The sequence below is a fragment of the Paenibacillus sp. FSL H8-0260 genome (assembly GCF_045040625.1).
In the GTDB taxonomy this organism is placed as follows: domain Bacteria; phylum Bacillota; class Bacilli; order Paenibacillales; family Paenibacillaceae; genus Paenibacillus_AQ; species Paenibacillus_AQ odorifer.
The window spans coordinates 6718806-6742277 of sequence record NZ_CP150298.1; the positions used below are offsets into that span (position 1 = coordinate 6718806).

Annotated in this window: 23 protein-coding genes; 6 read left to right on the forward strand and 17 right to left on the reverse strand. The window is 40.0% G+C overall.

Annotated features, from left to right (window positions below; genetic code table 11):
- Positions 1-15: 15 nt before the first annotated feature.
- Together MHI51_RS29855 and MHI51_RS29860 are read right to left on the reverse strand one after the other, a co-directional pair.
- Positions 16-612 carry a sensor domain-containing protein gene (locus MHI51_RS29855; RefSeq protein ID WP_076124185.1) on the reverse strand — a complete coding sequence of 199 codons (597 nt, stop codon included), beginning with the start codon at positions 610-612 and terminating at the stop codon, positions 16-18.
- A 182-nt stretch (positions 613-794) separates the two neighbouring features.
- Complete coding sequence (locus MHI51_RS29860) at positions 795-2585, reverse strand: hybrid sensor histidine kinase/response regulator transcription factor (RefSeq protein WP_076191568.1); 1791 nt, start codon at positions 2583-2585, stop codon at positions 795-797.
- Positions 2586-2866: 281 nt separating this feature from the next.
- Here MHI51_RS29860 and MHI51_RS29865 point away from each other — a divergent pair, with 281 nt between their 5' ends.
- From MHI51_RS29865 to MHI51_RS29875, 3 genes are all read left to right on the forward strand, one after another.
- Positions 2867-3475 (forward strand): LysE/ArgO family amino acid transporter, encoded by a 609-nt coding sequence (locus MHI51_RS29865; protein WP_405173459.1) that lies wholly within the window; start codon positions 2867-2869, stop codon positions 3473-3475.
- A gap of 166 nt (positions 3476-3641) precedes the next feature.
- Positions 3642-4625, forward strand: a complete 984-nt coding sequence (gene guaC, locus MHI51_RS29870) for a GMP reductase (protein ID WP_405173460.1) — start codon at positions 3642-3644, stop codon at positions 4623-4625.
- A gap of 135 nt (positions 4626-4760) precedes the next feature.
- Entirely contained in the window at positions 4761-5651 is an 891-nt protein-coding gene (locus MHI51_RS29875) for a diacylglycerol/lipid kinase family protein (protein ID WP_405173461.1), read from the forward strand.
- A gap of 100 nt (positions 5652-5751) precedes the next feature.
- Here MHI51_RS29875 and MHI51_RS29880 read toward each other — a convergent pair whose 3' ends face one another.
- From MHI51_RS29880 to MHI51_RS29890, 3 genes are all read right to left on the reverse strand, one after another.
- Positions 5752-6933, reverse strand: coding sequence for a multidrug effflux MFS transporter (locus tag MHI51_RS29880; protein WP_076124195.1), 1182 nt, complete (start codon positions 6931-6933; stop codon positions 5752-5754).
- A 272-nt stretch (positions 6934-7205) separates the two neighbouring features.
- Positions 7206-7742 (reverse strand): DUF2798 domain-containing protein, encoded by a 537-nt coding sequence (locus MHI51_RS29885; protein ID WP_405173462.1) that lies wholly within the window; start codon positions 7740-7742, stop codon positions 7206-7208.
- Positions 7739-8305, reverse strand: coding sequence for a TetR/AcrR family transcriptional regulator (locus tag MHI51_RS29890; RefSeq protein ID WP_076276294.1), 567 nt, complete (start codon positions 8303-8305; stop codon positions 7739-7741). The genes MHI51_RS29885 and MHI51_RS29890 overlap by 4 nt, the downstream gene beginning before the upstream one ends.
- A 211-nt stretch (positions 8306-8516) precedes the next feature.
- Between MHI51_RS29890 and MHI51_RS29895 the strand changes: the two genes are divergently transcribed.
- Positions 8517-8915 carry a hypothetical protein gene (locus tag MHI51_RS29895; protein WP_076276295.1) on the forward strand — a complete coding sequence of 133 codons (399 nt, stop codon included), beginning with the start codon at positions 8517-8519 and terminating at the stop codon, positions 8913-8915.
- A gap of 67 nt (positions 8916-8982) precedes the next feature.
- Here the strand turns inward: MHI51_RS29895 and MHI51_RS29900 are convergent, their stop codons facing one another.
- The 7 genes from MHI51_RS29900 to MHI51_RS29930 all read right to left on the reverse strand — a co-directional run bounded on the left by MHI51_RS29900 (position 8983) and on the right by MHI51_RS29930 (position 16515).
- A complete protein-coding gene (locus MHI51_RS29900) occupies positions 8983-10395 on the reverse strand; it encodes a sodium:alanine symporter family protein (protein WP_076276296.1) in 1413 nt (470 codons plus the stop codon).
- Positions 10396-11013: 618 nt separating this feature from the next.
- Positions 11014-12816, reverse strand: coding sequence for an ABC transporter ATP-binding protein (locus tag MHI51_RS29905; RefSeq protein ID WP_076276297.1), 1803 nt, complete (start codon positions 12814-12816; stop codon positions 11014-11016).
- Complete coding sequence (locus MHI51_RS29910) at positions 12809-13207, reverse strand: hypothetical protein (RefSeq protein ID WP_076220710.1); 399 nt, start codon at positions 13205-13207, stop codon at positions 12809-12811. Before MHI51_RS29910 ends, MHI51_RS29905 begins: the two co-directional genes overlap by 8 nt.
- A gap of 29 nt (positions 13208-13236) precedes the next feature.
- Positions 13237-13650: a hypothetical protein gene (locus MHI51_RS29915; protein WP_076220711.1), complete on the reverse strand. Its 414-nt coding sequence runs from the start codon at positions 13648-13650 to the stop codon at positions 13237-13239.
- Positions 13651-13672: 22 nt separating this feature from the next.
- Positions 13673-14146: a hypothetical protein gene (locus tag MHI51_RS29920; protein ID WP_076220712.1), complete on the reverse strand. Its 474-nt coding sequence runs from the start codon at positions 14144-14146 to the stop codon at positions 13673-13675.
- Between the two features lie 16 nt (positions 14147-14162).
- Positions 14163-15404: a cysteine desulfurase family protein gene (locus MHI51_RS29925; RefSeq protein WP_081387424.1), complete on the reverse strand. Its 1242-nt coding sequence runs from the start codon at positions 15402-15404 to the stop codon at positions 14163-14165.
- A 523-nt stretch (positions 15405-15927) separates the two neighbouring features.
- Entirely contained in the window at positions 15928-16515 is a 588-nt protein-coding gene (locus MHI51_RS29930) for an NAD(P)H-dependent oxidoreductase (protein ID WP_036682318.1), read from the reverse strand.
- A 121-nt stretch (positions 16516-16636) separates the two neighbouring features.
- Here MHI51_RS29930 and MHI51_RS29935 point away from each other — a divergent pair, with 121 nt between their 5' ends.
- Positions 16637-17074 carry a MarR family winged helix-turn-helix transcriptional regulator gene (locus tag MHI51_RS29935; RefSeq protein WP_076124207.1) on the forward strand — a complete coding sequence of 146 codons (438 nt, stop codon included), beginning with the start codon at positions 16637-16639 and terminating at the stop codon, positions 17072-17074.
- 448 nt (positions 17075-17522) lie between these two features.
- On the opposite strand, the gene MHI51_RS29940 is transcribed toward MHI51_RS29935, so the two are convergent.
- From MHI51_RS29940 to MHI51_RS29960, 5 genes are all read right to left on the reverse strand, one after another.
- Positions 17523-18404 (reverse strand): SMI1/KNR4 family protein, encoded by an 882-nt coding sequence (locus MHI51_RS29940; RefSeq protein ID WP_076220470.1) that lies wholly within the window; start codon positions 18402-18404, stop codon positions 17523-17525.
- Between the two features lie 222 nt (positions 18405-18626).
- Positions 18627-19544 carry an HPr(Ser) kinase/phosphatase gene (gene hprK, locus MHI51_RS29945; protein WP_076140599.1) on the reverse strand — a complete coding sequence of 306 codons (918 nt, stop codon included), beginning with the start codon at positions 19542-19544 and terminating at the stop codon, positions 18627-18629.
- A gap of 118 nt (positions 19545-19662) precedes the next feature.
- A complete protein-coding gene (locus MHI51_RS29950; RefSeq protein WP_076220471.1) occupies positions 19663-20739 on the reverse strand; it encodes an ankyrin repeat domain-containing protein in 1077 nt (358 codons plus the stop codon).
- 300 nt (positions 20740-21039) lie between these two features.
- The gene (locus MHI51_RS29955; protein ID WP_076179251.1) at positions 21040-21324 is read right to left on the reverse strand and encodes an alpha/beta-type small acid-soluble spore protein; all 285 of its coding nucleotides are present in this window, start codon (positions 21322-21324) and stop codon (positions 21040-21042) included.
- A 75-nt stretch (positions 21325-21399) separates the two neighbouring features.
- The gene (locus MHI51_RS29960; protein WP_076276341.1) at positions 21400-22587 is read right to left on the reverse strand and encodes an MFS transporter; all 1188 of its coding nucleotides are present in this window, start codon (positions 22585-22587) and stop codon (positions 21400-21402) included.
- Between the two features lie 294 nt (positions 22588-22881).
- On the opposite strand from MHI51_RS29960, the gene MHI51_RS29965 reads away from it, so the two are divergent.
- Positions 22882-23463, forward strand: a complete 582-nt coding sequence (locus MHI51_RS29965; protein ID WP_341004149.1) for a TetR/AcrR family transcriptional regulator — start codon at positions 22882-22884, stop codon at positions 23461-23463.
- Positions 23464-23472 lie beyond the last annotated feature (9 nt).

Here is a 23472-nt window from a genome sequence, read left to right on the forward strand (position 1 = left end):
TCTTCCTGTTTAAGTTTATCTTCTAGCAAAATCCTTCACTAAACGCCGCGTATACCTGCCGATCATCTTTACCAGACTGTTTCCGAGATAAGCACCTATCCATAGAGACACTGCACCTAACAACATGAAGAAAAGTGAGATGTTGAATGTTTTATTTTCAATCCCAAATAGCGATATAGAGGACACATCTAATAAATACAGGACAGGTGACAACAAGAGAATAATAGGGGTCAAGTAAAAAAGAGTGGCACAAATGAGACTGACCATGCCGATTCCAAACTGCAACATCAACCCTAAAATCGCTCTCCAGTTATGTTCATCCAGAAACTCTGCCTTAACCCTTTCCCACAAGCTGCCTTCTTCTTGAGATCGGGTTGGAAGCGTGCGAACCGAGATATCCGTATAGACTTTAGTTCGAATTCGCTCATGCTGTAAAAAAGTCTCGGTAGAACGCAAAACATAATAAAGGATCGGGATCCCCACTAAGGTGAAGGACATCGAAACTCCAAAGGTAATGCCCACCAAATAAAAACAAAAGTAAAATAGCCCTGTGGCAAAAGTAATTAATAAGAAACAAAAATTCCTCACATGTTTCCGGATTATTTGATTCATGTTTTTCTCTCCCTCTCTGCAATAAAAATTGTTCATTTCTAAGTAACTCCTATGCTAGTGCTTTTGGTGTAAAATCGACCAGTGCCATAATGTCATATGACAAAAAAAACACCCTACTGCCTACTCCCACAAGGGAAAGCAAACAATAAGGTGCTCATCAATTTCAAATACTTCGGTCAGGATTAATCCGAAATGCCAAAAGCCTTCTCGACTGCCTCCTCACGGTTTCGTACCCCGAGCTTGGCATAGATGGTGGACGCGTAATTCCTCACCGTTCCATCGGACAGATATAGTTTAGCGGCAATAGTTTTATAACGCATTCCCTTCGAGAGGCATTCTAGAATCTCCAGCTCACGCGGAGTCAGTCCATATTCATTACTCTTCTCTGTCGGTGGCGCCTCTGAAGCTGGATGCATCTCATAGTGATCAATTAATACATTCGTAATATCGGGTGTAATCATCTTTACGCCCCGATGTACGAGACGTATTCCTTCGAACAGCTCCTGCGGCTCGGTAGACTTTAACAAGTAGCCATCTGCCCCGTTTTGCAGTGCTTCGACTGCCATATCTGCTTCTTGAAAAGTAGTCAGGATCAACACTCGTACCCCTGGCCACTTTTGCTTAATAAGCTTGGTCGCTTCCGCACCGTCCATGCCCGGCATATTTAAGTCCATCAGCACCACGTGAGGTTGTTCCTGCTCGCAGAAGCTTATCGCTTGTTCACCATTCTCAGCTAACCCATTGATCACAAAATCCGGCTCCTGCTCTAGAATAATTCGCAGACTATCCCGGATATAGGGTTGATCATCTACCAGCAATAAACGAATCGTTTCCTCCTGTATCTCTTCAAGCCTTGGTAAACTGCAGGTCACTAAGGTCCCTTCCCCTGGCTTAGAGTAGAAATACACTTGTCCTTGCAAGTTGGAGGCACGCTCCTTCATCGCATTCACACCAAATCCTGCTTTTAAATCTTCAGTGCCTAATCCATTATCCTGCACATCCAGCCGAATCAGCTTCTCTTCATAATGTAAGCTGATGACAATTTCACTGGCTTGACCATGACGTACAGCGTTGGTTATCGACTCCTGCAAACATCTGTATAATGTCATTTGGGCCTGCTTAGATACTGTATACGGCTCTCCGAATGTTCTTAAGCGAATCTTAACCTTGGAGAAGGTCTGGAAATCATCCACTAATTTCTGTAGGGACTGCATTAGCGTCAATGAATCCTCCGAAGCGCCCACATGGTGCAAATATCGCCGAACATCATCCAAGCCATTGCGGGTTAACTTTAACAAGGCATCTATTTTGTGCTCCCCTTCAGAAGTATTCACCTCCGAACGTAAAGTCTCTAGCCCCATAATAATTGAAGTATAAGAATGCCCCACCGTATCATGCAGATCTTTGGATAAACGATCTCGTTCTTCCAGAAGTGTCATACGTTCAACTTGCGAGATGTACTGCTCTAAAACAGCATTTTGCTCCTTAATAATTCTGCCCTGCTTGTGATTCACCACCAGTAAATGAAAAGCGAACCCAAGCGTATACACCAAACCCATGTTAACAATCATCGATACAGCATCCATTTGTTGTGACAATCTAGATAACATAATTGGAATCAAAATGACCGTGATCGGAGCTGTCCAACGATAGGACTTCTGTGCACTATTGCTGGCGATCATAAAAGCGATAGGCAGAAAAGTTACGTACGATTCAGGAAACAAAGCAGCCAAATATAAACAAAGCCCACCCGAAAAAAGGATCTCCGCTATCAGATAATACTTGTAATGCAGCTGCAAACAAAACCAAGGCACAGAAAAAGAGACCACGCCCCAAACAAACGCGATCCAGAAAGGAATCGTAAAATCCTCCGAAAGATAACACATGGTGACCAAAAAAGAAGTAGAAAAACAAATCCGAAACAGGAGGACGAGCCAATCGTACCAGAACCACTGTTTGACCAGATTAAACAAGGCATTTCCCCCTATATACTCTGCTGACTTAATCTTTATTATAGTGTAACCCCTTAAGGGCTCACTAGTTACAAAAAGTCATGAGTTGAGATGACATTTTTACTAATGGTGTAATTAGTGTAATTAATCATTCAATGCCCTCTGAATAAGCAGCTTTTTAAATCAAAACACAGACTGTATGATAGTACATATTATTTGTCCATAAAATTGTAGTAAACCAATTGAACCAATAGGACAGCCAATTCTATAAAGTATGAACACTATCGGAGGAATAATAAACTATGTTAGCCGCACTACTTCATGGCATTGCACTGGCCTTTGGATTAATTCTTCCACTTGGTGCACAAAATGTCTTTGTATTTAACCAAGGGGCCTCGCAGCCACATTTTAAAAAAGCCATTCCCGTTATTGTTACAGCCGCTTTATGCGATACCCTGCTTATTTTATTAGCCGTATTAGGTGTTTCAGTCCTTGTGTTTGCCATTCCCGTTCTGCAGACCGCTTTATTTGCTGTAGGACTTTTATTTCTTTTGTATATGGGCTGGTCTATCTGGAAAAGTACACCTACATCGTCAGCGCAAGACGCAACGCCTCTATCCTCCAAAAAACAAATCCTGTTCGCGCTGTCCGTTTCTTTATTAAATCCACATGCGATTTTGGATACTATTGGCGTCATCGGCACTAGCTCACTTAGTTACACAGGCGTAGACAAAGTTGTATTTGCTGGCGCGACTATCCTAGTGTCATGGATTTGGTTCTTTGGGCTGGCTGTAGCCGGAAAAACCGTAGGACAAATCGACTCCAGCGGCAAAATCATACGGATTATTAATAAGATCTCCGCGATCATTATTTGGATTGTTGCTGCTTATATTGCCTTCAAGCTTTTTTAAGTGGAGGAAAAAGAATGCTGTACACCAATTTGCCGTATAATTATGTCCAATTTACACCATAATGTACTAGAATTTTGACTTACGGCGCAGAATGAGGTACATTACAATTTGGACGAACAATTAACAAACCAAAATACTATAATGTTCGCATTTAGAGGTGTAAATTATGAAAGAAGTATTCGATTATGAAGATATTCAATTAATTCCTGCAAAATGTATCGTAAACAGCCGTTCGGAGTGTGATACATCAGTCACCCTCGGTGGGCATAAATTTAGATTGCCGGTGGTACCTGCCAACATGCAAACCATCATTGATGAGAAGATCGCTATCTCCTTGGCGCAAAATGGCTATTTCTACATTATGCATCGTTTTGAACCGGAGAAACGTACGTCTTTCATCCAAGACATGCACTCCCGTGAATTAATCGCATCCATCAGCGTCGGAGTTAAAGAAGAAGAGTATGATTTCGTCGAACAATTATCCAAAGAACAGCTGGTTCCGGAATTCATTACAATTGATATTGCACACGGCCATTCCGAAGCAGTTATTCGGATGATCAAACATATTAAACAATACCTGCCTGCTAGTTTTGTTATTGCAGGAAATGTAGGAACACCTGAAGGCGTTAGAGAATTAGAAAACGCTGGAGCTGATGCTACTAAAGTTGGGATTGGACCAGGGAAAGTATGTATCACTAAGATCAAAACTGGATTCGGTACAGGCGGCTGGCAGTTAGCTGCACTACGCTTGTGTGCCAAGGCTGCAAGCAAGCCAATTATTGCCGATGGAGGCATTCGCACACACGGTGATATTGCTAAATCCGTACGATTCGGCGCTTCTATGGTCATGATTGGTTCACTATTTGCCGGTCATGAGGAATCTCCGGGTGAAACCATTGAAATCGCTGGGAAGCTCTATAAAGAATACTTTGGCTCCGCTTCAGAATACCAAAAAGGTGAAAAGAAGAACGTCGAAGGTAAAAAAATTGCGGTTGAGCATAAAGGGGCTTTAGCAGAAACCCTAAGAGAAATGGAGCAGGATCTTCAATCCTCCATCTCTTATGCAGGTGGCAATAAATTAGAGGCTATCCGTAATGTGGATTACGTTATCGTTAAGAACTCCATTTTTAATGGAGATAAAGTCTATTAATTGAATACACAGGTGGACAGGATGACTTAGGTCAATCTTGCTCACCTTTTTTTATGGGAACGAGTTCCACTTGCCTACTTTGGGGTAATGGTAAGAATAAACTTCTACTAGATCACAATAGAGAGGATTATCCTTATGCGGCAAGCTATGATTATTATTAACCCCTCCTCCGGCAAAGAAGAAGCCAGCCAATATGTCAGATATGCAACAAGAGTTCTAAGTGATAAAGACTACTCCGTTACGATCAAGGAGACGGCAAAAGAACTAGACGCCACTCGTTATTCCATCGCTGCTTGTGAGGAAGGTTATGATCTGGTGATCTCCATCGGCGGGGATGGCACGCTTCACGAGACCATTAATGGTCTTATCGATCAGGAACACCACCCAAAGTTAGGTGTGGTTCCTTTAGGAACGGCTAATGATTTCGCCCGTGCATTACAAATTCCACTGAATCCCGAAATAGCCATTCAAACCCTTGCCTCCTCAAATTTAAAAACAGTAGATATCGGTCGCTTAAATGACCGCCTATTCGGCAACGTGGTTGCTGTAGGTTCAATTGCCGGAGCATTATCCTCTGTATCCTCCGAAGATAAAACCAAACTCGGCTCATTGGCATACTTAAAAGAAGGTCTTAAACAACTTACAAGCCCTACAGCCCACCCCCTTGTCATTCACCATGATGGACAAATGTGGCAAGGAGATTCCTTACTCTTTCTCGCCGTATTAACCAACTCAGTCGGCGGGTTCGAGAATCTAATACCGGATGCTGCGGTTGACGACGGTCTGCTTCATTGTTTTATTATTTTGGACCTCAGTATATTCAATACCATTACAGCCAGTATATCTTTACTGCTGGGTACCCTCAAGGATCATAAAGATGTTGTCTATTTCACAGCCCACAGTGTAAGTGTAAGCTCTCCAGAAACCGTAAGAACCAATGTAGATGGCGAAGAAGGTCCAACTTTGCCTATTACGCTAAGTGTTCTCCCTCGTCATATCCAAGTCATTGTGCCAGAAGTGGACTAACAAACAAAAAGCAGTCCGGAACTCAAAAAGTTCCAGACTGCCCTTAATTTATGGACGCCCCGATCCATATCTTACTAATCAAATGACTAAGAAGTTATTTCTATTCCACTACAATAAATTTTTTGCCTAATAACCACATTCCGCCGCTAATCCCTAAGAAATAAATAGGCATCGTCAGTAATGAACCATTATGGAGAGCGCTCATTCCCCACGTCGCCAAGCTAACAAGCAAATAATAACCCAAGCTGAATATCGCACCTGCTGTTCCTACAACATCCTGAAATTGAACAAGAGCAAGACTTAGACAATTAGGTAAAGCAATCCCTGCACCCATTAATAGGACAAACAGTGTTATTAGAATACATACGATCACTATCATATCCGGCAGCGAGTCAAGACTGCTTGCGATTGTTAATAGCAAGGCTCCGCTCGCCATTACTAGACAGCCGATATGGATTATTTTTTCTGGGGCATAGAGGGTTAATAATCTTTTGGAGATCATTGCGCCTACAATCGACGCCAAAGCCACAATAATGCCGAGAAAACCATAGACTCCTGGCGAAATCTGAAAGTGTTCAATAAATATAAAAGGAGCTTCAGCATAATAGCTGAACAAGATTCCGTTAATGCCTCCAATTAGTAACCCAAACACCAATACACGTGGCAATGCGAGCATTTTTTTGACTATAGGCAGAATAGCCACCTTTTTTCTCATGGAAACATCAGTGGTTTCTGGCAGCTTCCAAAAAGCATACATAAATAACAACACACTCATCATTACTAATGTAAAGAAAACCGCTCGAAAACCAAAAGCTTGATCCACCCATCCGCCAATTAACGGACCTACTGCGGGAGTAAAAGCAATGACCGCCGAGATTTGGGCAAACATAACATGCCGTTTATTCCCGGAGACACTCTCACGAAGAATGGTTTGGGTAATAATCGAACCTGTTGCTGCTCCAAACGCTTGTATAAACCTGCTGACTAACAGCAAATGAATGGATTCTGAGTAAAAACACATCAAGCTTCCCATACCGTATACAAGAAGTCCAGCCAGCATGGAAGATCTCCGCCCGATGAAGTCAGACAACCAACCCCAGCTAAAAACACCTAAAGCAAATCCAATAAAATATATACTTAACGTTAACTGTACAGAACTATTGGTGGCCCCAAGTGCTACTGCGATATCCGGTAACGATGGGGTGTAAATCGTCTCACTAATTTGCGGAAAAGCCACAAGAACAATCATTAAAAGTAACGATGGTGCTGCATATTTTTTCATCTTATTTTCGCCCTCCTACAAGCTTATATCCTCGAACAACTACAAGAATATGAGCCTAGCTAGGGAAATGGGGGCATCATTATGGCAAGACGACTATAGATCATCATGTTAGAAAATCACCTTTCATTGTTATGCTTTCATTTTTTTATAGGAGGGCTTACCCGAAAGATATCGGGCAAAGATTTGAGTTTCAATTATTCAACCAAAACATCATTATACACGGTAATAGAAAAGCTCTCAAACGAATCGCTTCGCCTGAGAGCTTATTTAGGTTAGGAATTTTGTTCTGATAATCCATGTATAGTTACGCCAACAGCGCTGGATTTCTTTTTGTCCTGAGAAGCATGTAGCTTTACCATCACAAATCTTGCAAACGGCTGTATCAATATACTTTCAGCGAACAGTGCAATCAGGAAATTTCTTGGCCAATTGGCTAAGAAGTGATTAAACGTTTGAGAACTCAACCCGTTTCCGATAATGTCTCCAATAAACGTCATACAAAATGACATTCCCAGTACGGTGAATAGGATACGGAATAGGATTTTGGCGTTGAAGCTATCTGTAGGTTCTGTGAATATAGCTGTCAGCTTTTCGGCAATACGGCCAATAACAACAGGCTCAATAATCATGACAATTACCCAAATGATCGGAAACACCTTAAGAATCGTTAAGGCAACCTCACCATTAAATTCTCCAACCCCAAAAATGATATTTATTGAAGACATAAACAGTACCGTCAGTGTAGAAATGATTGCACCATATAATGCCCCCTCCTTAGCGTTTCTTGGTAATCTTGCTTCTTGATTCATGATGTTCTTCCTTTCAATATTGTCGGTAATAGTTTGGCGATAGTTTTTAAGGGAGTTGTAGATTTTTGCGTTAGGCACAACATCATCGCCCCTTCGATCGAAGCCGTCATCCACAATGCCATCTCGAAGGCTGATTCCTGCGAATAACCTTCAGTTACAAGCTTATCGCAGTAAATTCGTTCCATGTTCTCATAGAGCAAGCTACATGCCTGGCGAACAGGTTCACTCACCGTAGCCATTTCACTGACAATACTGCTAAAGGTATATCCGGTAATCGTGCCCTCGGTTTCTAAGTTGTGAATCAACTTGTCGATCATGGATTGTATAGCTTCTAACGTCGATGGATGCTTTTTAAAAATATCCTCAATATCTATCGTAATTGCTTCATTTAAGCCCTTTAAACAAGCAATTAATAGTTCTTCTTTTCCATTTGGAAAATGATGATAAAGCGCTCCTTTGGTCACATTACAGGCTTTTAAAATTTCATTCACGCCTACATTTTTATATCCTTTTTGCTGAAAAAGAAGTGTAGCTGTATCAATCATTAGCGATTTTGTATCCACAATAACGTACTCCCCCTAACATACCAACCGGTCTGTTTGTTATTATAACAATATAAAGTTGATTAATGTAAGTCTTTTTTGCTTTTTTTCAAAAAATATTTCATTATTTTCATTTATAACTGAAAACAGGATATGATCTAGTAAGTCTAGAAGTTAATGTGGAGTTCAAAACATAATTGTCGTTATGAATAAAAAAGAATAGGGTGTATATATGAAAAAAAACGCCTTAGTAATTATGCTGATAAGCTTGATTACTTTAATCTTTATCGCAGCTTGTAATGGTAATCAGAAAAAAGATGACTTTTTGACGCCATACCTTACTCAAGAAAATAAATCTTTTTCAATCCTAATTTTATCGGAGAACGATCGTTTTTTTGAGCAAACTAAAGAGCTTGAGGATATTTACAAGGAAAATATGACTTCTATCAGCAAAGCAGGTGTTATCAAAAAAGATTCGAAAGAGGGGGACCGCTTAAAAGAGGATTTGAAGACCAACACTTACCCTTCATATATCCTATTGGACAATAAAAAAGTGCTGCTTGTAAGCGAAAATATTGAGCAGTTTAAAATAGAGTCAAAACAAATCATAGAAGAAATTCTCAACAAATAATGCATAGACATTTAAGTGCCTACAACAAAAAGGGCTCAGTTTCCTGAGCCCGCAAATACTTACCCTACTATGTTTTTATCTCTGAAGAATTGTCCCAACATTCCACGTTCTCCAGACCCACTATGCTATCTTTATAAAAGACAGGGTCCTTCCCTGCGCGCTTCTGGCGCTTATAATCCTGCAGGGCGGCAAAGGCAACCTTAGATAATAGAAGAATAGCGATCAAATTCACGATGACCATGAAGCCCATAAATAAATCAGCCAAATCCCATACCAATTGGACCTTAGCCACGGAGCCAAAAATAATCATCGCCAAGACGCTGTATCTATAGATCAGTAATACTTTTTTATTGGAGTTCAAAAATTCTATATTGGTCTCACCATAATAATAATTTCCGATTAACGTACTGAAAGCAAACAACAAAATCATGATCGCTAGGGATCCAGAAGCCCACGAACCAATATGTTCGCTTAATGCCGCTTGTGTCAGCTTAATTCCATCCAGCCCTGGCTGTTTATACGCATCCGATAACAAGATAATAAAAGCAGTACTAGAACAAATAAGTAACGTGTCTGTAAGTACACCCAGCGCTTGCATCAGCCCTTGTTTCACCGGATGACTAGTTGTTGCAGTTGCCGCAGCATTAGGAGCACTACCCATCCCCGCTTCATTGGAGAATAGTCCTCTTTTCACCCCTTGCAAAATAACTGCCCCAAAAGATCCCCCTGCGATTTGCTCAAATCCAAAAGCACTTTTCACAATAAGCGCCAGAATCGCCGGTATTTCCGTAATATTAATTAACATAATAATAACAGCAGCCCCAATATAGATCCCTGCCATTACCACTACAATATATTCGGACATTCTAGCAATACGTTTAACCCCACCAAAGATAACAGCAGCAAATGCAGCAGCGACTACAAGTCCAAGAATCACCCGATTAGTGCCAAATGAATTCTCAAAGGCCACTGTAATCGTATTGGATTGAACTGCATTAAATACAAGACCAAAGGATAACGTGATCAGAACCGCAAATACCGCGCCCATCCAACGTTTTTTCAGGCCTTGCTCCATATAATAGGCGGGCCCCCCACGAAATCCAGTCTTGTCCTTCACTTTATACACCTGTGCCAGAGTACTTTCAATAAATCCGGACGCTGATCCAATAATAGCTATGACCCACATCCAAAAAACAGCCCCTGGTCCACCTATTGCGATAGCAATTGCGATCCCTGTAATATTCCCTGTCCCAACCCTTGCTGCCATACTGATACAGAAAGCCTGAAATGACGAAATGGAATCTTTTGACCTTTCATTGGACTCTTTAAGGACCCTAAACATTTCTTTAAACATGCTAAACTGAACAAACTTCGATCGAATGGTGAAATAAATTCCACAAACAATAAGCAGAACCACCAAAATCTTCGACCAAAGAAAGTCATTTGTTGCGCTAATCATACTGTCTAACATTTGTTGCATGTAAATCCGCCTCTCCATTGTGTCGATACCCAGTTGCTGAACCTTAAGTTACATAGTATTTTCAAATATAACAGCCCTTATTTCAAAAGCCAACAAAAAAAATTAGCCAGCAACAATAAAATGGTTCTGGCTAGTCAAATATATATTTGGCATTTAACATTTAGAATTGGTGACACAACTGTTCAGCCGTATTTCATTAATCCATCGGATGAAGCCTTGAACCACTTTACGGATTTTTAGTACCGAGTTAAAGAAGACTCTAATATTCGGGTCGTTCACCGGTTAGTCGTGAACCGACACTGTACCCTATAAAAATGGCAACCAATTCTTCTTCCGAAGATTTAGTTGCCATTCTATTAATTGATGATTAAAACAATAAGAAGATGCCAGTTCCCTAAGGACAACACGAGATAAAAGTTGAACTCACATATGAACTGCAAGTGGAACACTTGCCATCACAATAAGATCCACCAAAAGTAACACAGGTTACTGTTGCTGCAATCTCTGAGCATCTGTACGTTTGTCTATACTTTGAACGTCTTCCACTACACGGTGTATCATAACAATCTTCATATTCTCCGCATATCGGTCCCATCTTCTCACCTCCTTTCAAGATTATTATTTCACATTTAAATCAAATGGCTCTTTTTGAGCAGTGAACATAGCAGCATACACTCCTCTTGATTCCAACAGACTAGCATGATCTCCAAATTCTACAACTGCCCCTTTATCAAGAACAATTATTTTATCCGCTTTCTTACAATTGGCTAAACGATGAGTAATAATAATTGCTGTCTTCCCAGAGCACATCTCAAAAAAAAGATCGAACAGCTTTCTTTCAGATAAAGGGTCCATTGCAGATGTAGGTTCATCCAATAAGAATATATCCGCCTCTTTGATAAGTGATCTTGTCAGAGCCACTTTCTGCCACTGCCCTCCAGAAAGCTCGGTTCCATTTCCGTATACTCTTCCTAATAATGAATCTTTACCTGCAGATAATTGTTTAGAAATTATGTTGTAATCTTCGAATGTATTTTGCCTCTCCAATTTATTCAAATCATTCAACGAATTACTTCGATGAAACAACACATTTTCTACCAAAGTAAATTCATACTTAACATAATTTTGAAATAAAACAGTTAATTTACTCCACACCTTATTTGCATTTTTCTTAGTCACTTTTTTGTGGTCATAGAAAACAGAACCCGAAGTCGGCTCATAATAACCTATAAGACATTTCGCTAAAGTGCTTTTTCCTGATCCGTTTTCTCCTACGATTGCTACCGTTTCTCCAGCTTTTATACTGAATGATATATCTTTTAATACTGAATTAGCCTGTCCGGGATATTGAAAAGATAAATTCTTAACGGTAATTTCATCTTGCAAGTTTATTTCGTATTGATCAGAAGCTTCCTCTATATAATCTTTTTCCTTTGAGCAGAAAACAAAATCATAAAACTCTTCAACTACAAACGAGTTCCCATAGATAGACCCGGCGTCATTTACTAATGAAATGATTCCTGCCATGCTAGACGTAAACAAAGAGGAGTACGCAATATATTCACCGATTGTCATCCCATCATGAGTTCCAAAATAAATTAATCCAAAAAAATAAAATGTATTAAATAAATGGGTAAGGTTAGAAAATAGTCTTTTCTTTGATGTAACACTTTTAGTTAACTTATACTGGTCATTTGATGTTTTCCAATACAGCGATTTCCATTTATCCAGAAGAAACTGACCATGATTGTATATCTTCAATTCCTGTTGAGCTTCTCTATCCTTGAATAAATTAATTAGATACCCCGCTCTTCTCACGTCTAATGACTGTGCAAATCCTTGAAGATACTGATCTTTTGAGGCCTTAAGATAAATAAAGAGACTAGGAATAATCAAGATAACAAGAACAATTCCTAGGCTCCAATTAATTCTCACTAACAAAATTAAATAAGAGATTAAAATAAATACGTTTTTCAATAATCCCAATAATGAAACAAATGTACTTATACATTTTGATCCTAAACCACTGATTCTCTCAAGCAGGTTATAATTGTTAGTATCCTCAAAATAAATTACAGGTGTGTCCATTAACTTATGAGCCTTCATATCTTCTAAGTAGTAATCGGCATTTTGGTTAAGACGTTTAATGAGTAGCATTTTCCAATCAATAATAAAACTAGAAATAACCAATAATGAAATATTTAAACTAAAAAAGAAAATTAAGTTCTCAGTTAATTTTCCAAATTGGAACACATTGCTTATAGAATCAGTTAGTTTACTGATAATATAAATCTGTGCTGCCGGAATACAGCTTTCAATGAAAAAAAGAATACTAAGAATTAGAACTTTCTTTTTCTGATTTAAAGTGGCCTTATGAAAAAGGACGCAATGCTTATGAACATTTTGATATACATTATTCATTCCTATCCAGACCAATATAAAGTGGATATTCTGCAATGACTTGTCCATGTATGCACATTTTATATATGTAATTCCCCTCTTGGACTATAGGGTAATTCACTTGAATACTAGTATCTCCACCTGGAAACATGTATTGGGGTCTATAATTTTTTATGGGAAAGAGAGAAGAATTCATATCAATTTTCCCATCAGGTGCATAGACATCTAAATATCCCTCTTCTTCATACTCAGGAAACGGCAGCTGCAATTTAATTAAAACAAACGTTTTGATAGAGCAAGGTAGATATGAAACGTTAACTCTATTCAAAATATGTTCCATTGTATGAGAGCCAGTATCGTGACTATAAAAGCCAGAGGATGCTACAAATAGACTTGCCTTCACTGAATCCATATATTCCTCCACACCCTTTAGATAGTACTTTAATCAAAGTCATGTAAAAATCTTAATAATTCATCTATATTTTCCGTATACTGTTCTCTGATAACCTCACCTGCAGAGTTTACTTGCACACATGTAGGAGTATTAACAATGCCTAATTGAATATAAGGACTTGTATAAGATATTACTGGAAAATCAAAGCCCAACTCATTTATTAAAGTCTCATTATCTGCTTCTTCTCCATCGGTTACCAATATAAACTCACCGTTTAATTCAACTTGTGATAATTTGGGTATAACATCGACACAATGCAGGCAGCTGAAGGAAACCATACAATAAATTGTTTCCTTTGCTGGCAGAGGGATTTCTTCAAATATCTTTTCAAATCGTTTTTCCGCAGTTACTACTTCATCTTCTAAAAGAGTAGCTCTTTTCAAAACGTCTTTTAAAATCATCTCAAACCTCCTTATAAAAAAATTAATAATTTAAGAGGATCTTTCTGAGGGGCTGAGTCAAGATATCTAACATAAAATCCGCCCCACAGTTTTCAGCTTTTAAGATTTGCCCGAACTTATTAAGTGTAAATGCCTTTGGATAATTAAATATTAGTAATTCTTCTTTCATCCTCTGTTTACTAAGAGAGAATACACGAGCTCTATTTTGAAAATAAGAATTTAATTCCTTTACTGTATTTGCATCGACATTCATAAAAATCACTACATTAAGATTAGAGTGTTGGTTGATGTAGTCATCAATAACCTCCATAGCAACCTCGCAAGCTTTACATTCCATACTAAGAAAAACGGCAAGAATATGTTCATTGCGGATTAAATCAAGCAGTTTCCAGTCACTATTGTCAATATCAAAGTTCGATAAATAGTCTCCTACCTCAGGACTAAAGTTTCTAGGAGGCTTGAAAAGTGAATCTATCATTGATGTTTGCGTATTCATTAAATTTTCCTCCTAATTACGAGTAAATATTTTGTTCTTCAAGAGATTTATCTGCCAGAAAGGAGAATACTTTTTTTGTTTTTATTAAAATAACTGTTTGTTCTAGCGCTTCAATTAGGCGGTCGATATCTTCATCAGTAATTGACTCATGAAAGCTGAGTCTAATACTGCTGGAAGCTATAGCCTGATCATTGCAAATTGCCATTAGCACCCGACTTTCTTTACTCCCCTTAGAAGAACAAGCAGACTGTGACGATGCAATAATCCCCTTTTTGGCCAATATAGATAAAAAAATAGCTGAACTTGTAGCTGTATATGAAAAATTCAAAATATGGGGTGAACCTAAACCAGGACTTGGGCTATTGATGTGCAAACCGTCTATATTATGTAAAACTGAATAAACCCGTTTATATATCATTGTTAAAGAATTTAATCTCTCTTCTTGTTGGTTAACAGCTATCTTAATGGCTTCTTGCATACTCAGGACACCAGTAATGTTGGTTGTTCCTGGTCTAATACCAAATTCTTGATTTCCTCCAAACATAATAGGAGAGATATTGACATGTCCTTTCTTCATTAAAAGCCCCATCCCTTTTGGGCCTCCAATTTTATGTGCTGATATGGTATAAAGGTCTACGTATTCTAAAGAAATAGCTATTTTTCCAAATCCCTGTACTCCATCAACATGAAAATAAATGTGAGGATAATTTTTCAACAAATTCCCTATGTCTTCGATAGGTTGTATAGCACCTGTTTCATTATTTACTTGCATAATACTTACTAAAGCAGTGTTTTCTTTAATTGCTTCTTTCAAAGATTCAATATTCACCATTCCATTACAATCAACAGGTAAATAAGTTACGTCTACTCCCTGGTCATTTAAAAATTCTATACAACGTATAACAGAAGGATGTTCAATTTTAGTAGTGATGACATGGAGTCGTCTATTATTATTTTGTAATGCCCTTATAACACCAAATATAGCTAAGTTATTACTCTCAGTAGCTCCAGAAGTAAATATTAATTCAGAGGAATTCACACCTAATAAATTTGAAATAGAAATTCGTGCTTCATTAATTAGCTGCTCAATCTCTAAACCCATCATATGTGTCGAGGAAGGGTTTGCATAATATTCTAATGATGAACTCATTAAAACTTGTGAAACCATAGGATCAATTGGTGTAGAAGCACAATAATCAAAATACAGTGGAGTTAAGTTTATTTCTTCTGAGCCATTCTTTAAAATACCACTATTCAAACTAAATTCCTCCAATCCTATTATTTAAAATTAATTGTAATAATTTACTTTAATTCATATATATAAATATACATGCCATTTTTTGGTGAGTCAATCCAGGAATTACATCTATTTTTCACTTGCTTGGTTTTCAAATAACATGACTAAATTAAAATCATTATTCCATTCAGTAGCTTGAGGTTTTCACAAAAATTGGCCAGATCTCATAGTTACCGTACTGTGGACGTCCAATAACCGCTCAACGCTCCTCAATCTAGTACTTTATTTTTTCTATACACTGACTTCTGAATTCAAGCGAAACTAAATAACCAGTCACCGATTGATTTCCGGTGACTGGTTATTTTAAACTTATATAGTATTCTGATACCTCTCTAACAAAATGAGTAAGTCCTATGCAGTATGAATCAAATTTATGAATTTAGCATTTTTAGAGCTATATATTCGGCATTTAACATTGATGTTTTTTTTAAGAGGGACCTTTATGACGAGTCCAAATAATCATACAGCAGATATCTTTGAGGTATTAATTAGCCACAGCTTTAAAATATTGGTACACCTGATTTAACTTCTTATCATGTTTCCCTTTTGGACTCTCCATATTCCCAAATTCGAAAAACTTCACTTTCTTGATGCCACAATATTGAAATAGTGCTTTTCTCATCAGCACTTTATGGGAATTATTCAGCCAATATAAAGGATAAAGGGTCGGCCCCTTCATGCTGGAAATGCAAACCACAGACTTTCCTTTCAGCAGCCCTTCGGGGATGAGACCACCCTTTTCTCTGTAAGCGAAATTAGAAGCAAACATTTGGTCAATATAACCGAGCAACATCGCGGGAGGACGTCCCCACCAGATTGGATACACAAACACAATTTTATCGGCCTGACGAATCTGCTCCCGATACTTCTCGAGCTTGGGATCGATATGCATGTCTCTTCTACGTTTATTTTCATTAAATACCAGCACAGGATCAAATTGCTCTTCGTAAAGATCAAGGACCTCTATCTTCGTGATCTTTTGATTCTCATTACTTCCCTGAATGACTTTATTGAAAAAAGCATAACTTAAACTTTTATGATTCGGATGTGTATAGATGACTAAAACGTTCATTGCTCCACCTCTTTAATTATCATTTGATAACAAAATGGTATCACAACCGTTATTTAGTTGTCAAATGATAATTGTATTATGATAATTATTTTGTTAAGGTTTACAATAAGAGGTGATCCTTATGGACAAACAAGCGTTTTTTCAGAAAATTGTTACCTTTACGACAGCAGTCCATGAAGTAACATTTGACTTTACCAAAGATGTTAGACCGGAAGGCATTACTCCCGTTCAATATAGTATTCTGGAATATATTGCGGTTAGCCAGCCTGTTACCCTCAGCCAAATCAGCGATTGTAAGAATATCTCTATGCCGAATACCAGCCGTGAGCTGAAGAAATTAACAGAAAAAAACCTGTGTGAGAAGCTTGATGTCGCCGAGGACCGGCGTAAGCAAATGATCCGGTTGTCTGATGCTGGACAAGCGATGATGAACGAGGCTTTTGAACGGATCGGTGAACGTTTTCTAAACCGGATTAAAGAGGTTCCCCCAGAGGAATTAGCCGAGATTAACCATGCCCTCGATATCCTGCAATCTAAGGTGTTTAATACCCAGCAATGATCCGAGAAAAAGACAATAGAGCAGCGGTTCCCCATTAATGGGAGCACCGCTGCTCTGTGTTTTGGGTCGTTGGTTAGCTGACTCAAGAACGATTATTGGCTAGTTAAAGCCTGACGACTTCGAATCAGCCTCACCTTCAGCTAAATCGCCGAATCGTATTCGTCCACTGAGGCTTTCGGACCCAGATGACGTTATAGGCATGTTTTTAGCCTTTTGTGCGTAGTTTCGGACTCCAGCGACGCTATTCCTATGAATCGGGTTCATATTGGGTGTTTTTTATGCCAATAGCTGCTATACGGTCCGTTGGCATTCCAAATATGCGAAAAAGCTGCATTTAAGGTCAGCTGAGTCCGAAAGACGCTTCCCTAATAATCCCCTAATAGAAATAGGCACTCCTCTTAAGGAATGCCTTGATTGGATTATAAGTATTCTTAGCCAGCGAAACGGACTATTTCACCAGTCCGCTGATAAAGGTCTCAAAATTGTCAGCCAAACGTGTGATTTTGTATTTGTTATCCCGATCTACATGAATAACCTCAGGTTCGCCATCATTTCCGAATTCACGGTAATCCAGCATCACCACTTCATTCTCAGAAGGACAATCACAAATCACCACACCAACTTCAGGATAACGTCCATTTTCAATCACAGTCCGGCTGCCTGAAGCCCCACACAGCGACTTATTCTTATCTCGTCCAATTCCGAGGATACCAGAAATCGTAATAAATTCTCCTGTTCCCGGAATCGGATAACGATTGTTATGAGGAATTCCCCCATTATGTAACTTCATCATATCCACATAGGAAGCAGGCAGCTTGAAGACCAGCTCTTCTTGTACAGAAGTAATCAATGCATCTGAAGGCGGGTCAGAAATATATTCTGAGAACGCATACTCGCTGTCATCCCAGAAATTAGTGGCATCCAACGCTATTACAGGCTTCTTAGCAGGTTTGTTTACAGGCTTTTTCGCAGCTTTTTTAGCCAATTTACGTTTGATCCAGCCCAGAAACTCCAATGTGTCTTCATCATCAGGTTCCAGCTGATCGGCAATCGTAAACGCTTTTAAAGCTTCGTCATATCTTTTCAGATAATAATAAGAAACCCCGATACGGTAATGCCAGAGCGGGTCACCTTCACCCTCATCTTCAATGCTCAAATACTGCTCTAAAGCCTCTTCATATTGCCCGAGATTATTAAGCGCCCTGCCCAAATGACTAGTTAGAACATAATCTCTTTCCTCTTCAGGAATTTCCGTGATTGCATCCACGATTTCTTGAAATTCATCTTCCTCATGCCATTCATCCAATTTTGCCAATAACTCATCACTCATCATTAATACCTCCTATTAACGATCACTCAAAATACCTATTAGAAATTATACCATTTCTAACCTATGCCCAGCCAATAACGCATGTCCTAGCCCTATCAATCAAAAAGCAACTTCCCTTTTTGCTGTGAAAAACAGACCGCAGCGTTTATCTGCGGCCTGTTTTTCGTATACAGAAAACCATTTTAATTATGGTAACTATAATTGCTGCTTTCTATCCTGCCTTTACGACTGCATCCCGTTTTCGATCCTCTGCAGGAACTCTTCAGCGGCACTATAGCCAAGCTGCTTAAGGTACCAATTGTTCGCAGCCGCTTCGATCAGGCCAGCCACGTCACGGCCAGGCTGAAGCTGAATTTCAATATGCGGAATTTGCACGCCAAGATAGTCTGTGAACTGGGGTTCGATTTCGAGCTCATTATTCAAGGAATTCTCCCGCCATGGTGACAACTCGATGTCGAGTACAATTCGTGTCTCTTCCTGAAAAGCTCTACGCCCGTACTGCCGTACAACATTGATCAGACCAATACTGCGCAGCGCTAGGAATTCACGGGTCGTTTCATTATGCGTGCCGAGAAGCGTCGCCGGTCCCAGCTTCTTAAGCACAACTACATCATCGGCTACAAACCGATGGCCTCTTCTAATGAGCGTGTGAGCGGTTTCGCTTTTTCCGATCCCGGACTTGCCTCTCAATAGGACACCTATGCCAGACACGTTCACACACACTCCATGAATTGAAAGTTCTGGCGCCAGCGCCTTCACCAGATAAGTATCAATCTTTGCGATGAACTCTGACGTCGTCTCTTCCGTCCGAAGTAGTGGTATACCTTCTTGGTCGCAGAATAAAGTCAAATAGGGAATCTCCTGCTGACCCGTCGTCACAATAAAACATGGGGGATGATACTTAACGATATTGCCAATATGTAACTTGCGTTGCTCAACGCTTAGCTTTAGCAGATAATTGATTTCTTTACGGCCCAATACTTGTACTCGCTTCATGGGGAAAAAGTCGAAGTAACCCACGAACTCCAGGCCAGGTCTATGTGTCTTAGAGCGAGTGATCTCGCGGTCCATGCAGCTAGCACCCGCAAGCACTTCCAGCTTAAACGTTTCCGTAAGGCTTTGAACGGTAATCGATTTCAATGTTGTTCTCCTCCTGTGGCTACGTATTTTGAATACGTAATACGGTTACCGGGATATATTCAACGACGAATAGAATGATTCCTGCAAAAGAAATAGACAGATCATGAGATATTAACAACTATGTTCCTTCAAGAAAATTAATCAGGTATATCTCCGGTTGCGTGAGAAAATCTGCAAAACTACATAAATCCGCGTACGTCTGATGTTCCACGTCGTAACAGCCTATCAGGCCTTTTTTCTTCGGATTCCACATAAGCAGCAGATCAGAGTAATTATCTATATCGGCTGACAGACGGAGCAGCTTTTGCCGGCCGATTTTTATTTCAATGGTATCAGTTAATGTGAAAAAGTCGATATATCTAATTTCATATTCATTTTGTGTTAGCTCAAGACGCAGTTTTGTTCCAGTAAGAAAGCTAACCAATTCATCAGACAATTTATATTTTCTCAGCTCAAACTTCTTATTCTCGATATCATGAAATTCAGCCGGCTCTAACGATTTCAAAAAGTCAGCCAAAGCTGTATTCTTATTGCTCACAGCAATGGTGTAAGGGCGATCGCCATCTTTTTCCGCCAAGGTAACGTCTGCGCCACGTTCAATCAAATATTGTACCATCGCTTGATTACCCATTCTTGTGGCAACCGTTAACGGAGTGGCTTGATAAGGATAGACCATATCGGAATTGTTGTAATTAATGTCCACCCCATGATCCAATAAATAAGCAACGGTCTTAAGGTCGTGATCTGACACCGCTTTGCGTAATACAGCCCCACCATGCTGCTTAATATCTAATCCTAGCTCATGTATGAGCGGGATATTGTTTTTGTTGCCATAGTAGGCCTGCGAATATGCACCTGACTTGACCTGATTAAGCTTGTCCAGTTTGGCCCCTTGTGCTGCAATATAGCGGACGATATCTTCTTTGCAATAGCGAACCGCGAGCAAAAAAGCCGGATTATTCTTCACATTCAGATTTACACCGTGCTGTACCAGCAGCTTTATGACATCCATTCTCTCTGATATAAGCGCCAAAGCTAACGGGGTTAACGTAGTATATTGGCTAAGGACGATTCCCTCTTCAATATCCCAGCCTGCTCTAATGGCAGCCTCTAATTCCGGAATATTTCCATTGTAAATATGCATGGCCATTTGCGGCAGTTCCTCGAACTTCCCTATATCCTTCAGACGGATCATCCATTATCCACTCCTACTTCAAGTATTATGAAGAGTATAGAGAACCGTATAGTAAAAAACAATCCAAACTAAGGATGTTGTTCTAACAAATAGTCCTCATAATGTTCAGATCGGCAAGATTATTGCTGCTATTTTTTATAATAAAAAGAAGCTCCGTAAATTCACGAAGCTCCTGTTTACGCAAATAATACTCTTTTACGTTCAATTCCCAATTACAAACACAGAAAGACGGTCTCAATTCCCTACAATATAGGACGAAAACCGCCTCCCGCGATCTCTGCAACATAAATTAGAAAAATGCTACTGCCTTTCCTGATCCACCAATTGCTGCTGTGCGAGACGAATCATTTCGCGGACCATCGATCCACCAATTTTACCGCCGATCTGGCCCACCGATTCTGTGCTCAAATGACCATTTTGACCGCGCTCCAAAGGGACACCCAGTTCTTTTGCAACTTCGTATTTCACATCATCAGGCCGCTCTGGATCTACATCATACCCCTCGCGCCGCATCACTTCCGCTTTAAAAATTTGCATTCCGCGGCTGGCTCCCGGCACTGCATATTTCCTGTTCCTTCTAGACATCCTTATCCCCTCCCAAACCTGTTTTAAATAACATGCCCGGAAAGCGGAACCTCCACCCTTATTGACTTGCCCCGATTATTTCCAAGCAGGGCGCCGTTGCAACGCGGCATTCGTAGCACGCAAGGTTAAAGCCCAAAATAAAATAGCCACAGCACTAACAGAAGCCCCGAGCCAACATACCCCGTTCCAGCCATAGTGAGAATATATTTGAGTGGAAGCAATCGATCCGGTAGCACTTCCAATGGAGTAAAAAACCATATACCCTGCGGTGAGCCGACTACGTGCCTCCATGCGCAAGGTAAGTATTATACTTTGATTGGTGACATGCACCGCCTGCACTGCCAAATCAAGCAGAACAATACCAATGACCAATGCCAACAGCGACTGCTCCGTAAAACTGATAAACCACCATGAAATCAACAATAGAAGTAAAGCTATGCCTGTCGTTCTCTGTCCATGACCCTGATCCGCTAGCTTTCCCGCCCGTGCAGCAGCTAATGCTCCCACAATTCCCGCCAGACCCAATGCCCCAATTGCAGTATGTGAAAGTGATAACGGCGGAGCACTAAGAGGCAAGACCACAGAAGTCCACAGAATACTGAAAGCAGTAAAAATCAGCAAAGCCAGAATAGCGCGGATACGCAATACTCTCTCTTGTACAAACAACATAAACACTGAGCTAAGCAGCTGAGCGTATGACAGTGTTTTTACCTCACGTTTCACATTTGGCAACACCCTAAATAATGTACACACCATACAAAGCATTAAAGCAGCAGAAAAAAGGTATACGGAACGCCAACCTGCAAGATCTGTAAGTATTCCTGAAATGGATCGCGCAAGAAGTATTCCAATCACAATTCCACTTGTGACCATGCCTACGACTCGCCCGCGTTCGGCAGGGGCAGCCATTGTCGCCGCGAACGCAACAAGCGTCTGCGTTACAACAGCGAGTAGTCCCACTGAGGCCATACCTACGAATAGTACCGTGCTGGAAGAGGCAGTACCCACGATAATCAAAGCCACCACAGATAATAACATCTGGCCGATAATCAGGCGGCGCTGATTCAGTAAATCTCCTAGTGGCACGAGTAGTAACAGCCCCACTGCATAAAAAATCTGCGTGATAGTAATAAGAATACCAATGGTTGAATAATCAATACCAAATTCTTTCGACAAATGATCAAGCAACGGTTGAGCAAAGTAGATGTTTGCAACCGACATCCCGCAGACAACGGCAAACAAAAGTGTCATATACCGAGGCATCGAGGAAGCATGAATAGAATCAGATGGCGTATGCGTCTCTTGTGACGAAAGCTTCTCTTTAGTCCCCTGCATTTTGGAAACACCCTTTCTCTGTTAAATTTAAATCGCAAACAAATTTCATACTGATCAGTATGTTATTATGCTCAGTAAATTTATCTTACAAAACGGTGTGTGTCAACATAAATGTTTGATGCTACCGACTTTGATTTGACAATATAGACGACTAGTTCTAGTATTATAAAATACTGTTCGGTAATAAATCATTGAAATCAAATAAAACGAGGGGTGTTAATAATGGCTCGAACCCGCGAATTTGACGAGGAAAAAGCATTAGAATCAGCTATGGAGCTATTTTGGGAGAAGGGATATGAGGCTACTTCATTAAGCGATTTAACTTTCAGAATGGGCATTCAACGCCCCAGTATATACTCAGCTTTTGGAGACAAAAAAGAATTATTCGAAGCTGCGCTACGTAAATACACGATGTCCCATGCTTCCCGTGTCCGAGCCCAACTTCAAAGCAATCCATCCGCGAAAAAAGCCTTTCGTAGTTTTTTTGAAGATGTGGTGGCGGAGGAGTATGCAGGCAGTGTGAACCGAGGATGTTTTTGCATCAATACAATGGTCGAGCTGGCACCTCATGATGAGAAGTTCGAGATTCTTACAAGAGAACACCAAATGTATCTATCGGTTATATTTCAAGAAACTGTTGAACGCGGTATACAATCAGGTGAGCTTAAGGGTGGTGTAAATGCGAAGGCCTTGGCACAAGCACTAATCGTATCGCTAATAGGGCTTACTGTACTCTTGAAATCCCGCCCGGAGCGATCCTTTGTTGATAACGCAATAACAGTGATACTTACTTCGCTTGATTAAATTCAGAGT